We start from the raw sequence: 1,431 nt of genomic DNA, 5'->3' as shown, positions 1-1,431 counted from the left end.
GGGCGTGTCACGCGAACGGTGTAAGCCGCGGGTGGACCAAGATCGACCGCTGTGATCGACATGGCGGTCGGGAAGGACACCTACGTGAGCAACAGCCAGCCCGATCCTGGGGCTGAGAGCACTCCGGACACGGCGGCCGGCCGTCGGCTCGCCGCGTCTCTCGCCCCGGCGGCAATCGACGCGTTGTTGGCCGACGCGAAAGCGGCAGGAACCCCGATCGACGGCGTCGACGGGCTGCTCAACCAGATGACGAAAGCCGTCCTGGAGCGGGCGTTGCAGGCCGAGATGACCCATCATCTCGGCTACGAGCGTGACGACCCAGCCGGACACGGAACCGGTAATTCCCGCAATGGAAGCGGGGCAAAGACGGTGTCGACCACCAACGGGCCGGTCACGATCAATGTGCCCCGCGACCGGAACGGCGAATTCGAGCCACAGATCGTGCCGAAACGTACCCGACGGGTCGGCCAGATCGACGAAGTCGTGCTGTCCTGCTACGCCCGCGGTATGTCGACCCGCGACATCGAAGCGCACCTGTTCGAAGTCTACGGGGTGAAAGCGTCTCGGGAACTGGTATCGAACATCACCGATGTTGTCACCGATGAAATCGAGATCTGGCGGAACCGGCCGATCGACGAGGTCTATCCGATTGTCTACATCGACGGTATCCGCATCAAGGTGAGAGACAAGGGCGCGGTCACGATCAAGGTCGCGCACCTGGTCATCGGGGTCGACACCGATGGCCGCAAGCACGCCCTGGGCTGCTGGATCGCCGAGGCCGAGGGTGCGAAGTTCTGGCACTCGGTTCTGACCCAGCTGCGCAACCGGGGCCTGCACGACATCCTGATCGCCTGCTGTGACGGCCTGACCGGCTTGCCCGAGGCCATCACCGCGGTGTTCCCCGACACGGTCGTGCAAACCTGCGTAGTCCACGTGATCCGCAACGCGATGCGGTTCGTGTCCTACCAAGACCGCAAGAAGATCGCCAAATCAATGAAGGCGATCTACACCGCACCAACGGTTGAGGCCGCCGACCTCGCTCTCAAAGATCTCGACAATGAGTGGGGCAGCCACTACCCCGGCGTGCTCGACGTATGGCGCCGCGCCTGGAACGAGTTCATCCCGTTCCTTGATTACCCAGTCGAACTCCGCCGCGTCGTCTACACCACCAACGCCATCGAATCCATCAACTTCCAACTCCGCAAAATCACCAAGACCCGCGGCCACTTCCCGTCCGACGATGCCGCCATGAAGCTGCTCTACCTCGGACTCCGCAACATCTCCAGCAAACGAGGAGGAGAATCAGGAACCGGAACCTGGGGCTGGAAAACCGCCCTCAATACCCTCGTCATCCACTTCCCCGGACGACTCCCCCTGTGATACGTTAACAATCAGTCCACCCGTGGCTTACACGGGAAAAATGACAGGCTC

At 62.3% G+C, this 1,431-nt stretch carries 1 protein-coding gene; it reads left to right on the top strand.

Annotated elements, in window-relative coordinates; translation table 11 throughout:
* Nucleotides 1-60 precede the first annotated feature (60 nt).
* Nucleotides 61-1,380: an IS256 family transposase gene (locus tag LL648_RS43570; RefSeq protein ID WP_255687627.1), complete on the top strand. Its 1,320-nt coding sequence runs from the start codon at nucleotides 61-63 to the stop codon at nucleotides 1,378-1,380.
* Nucleotides 1,381-1,431: the final 51 nt, after the last annotated feature.

It is taken from the genome of Pseudonocardia sp. TRM90224, assembly GCF_021245725.1.
GTDB lineage: Bacteria > Actinomycetota > Actinomycetes > Mycobacteriales > Pseudonocardiaceae > Pseudonocardia.
The sequence above is the reverse complement of the archived record's forward strand: the minus strand, read 5'-3'. Positions and strand labels throughout refer to the sequence as shown.

Excerpts from the sequence above, each read along its gene's own strand:
- LL648_RS43570 (WP_255687627.1), top strand. The coding sequence starts at position 61 with ATGGCGGTCGGGAAGGACACCTACGTGAGCAACAGCCAGCCCGATCCT.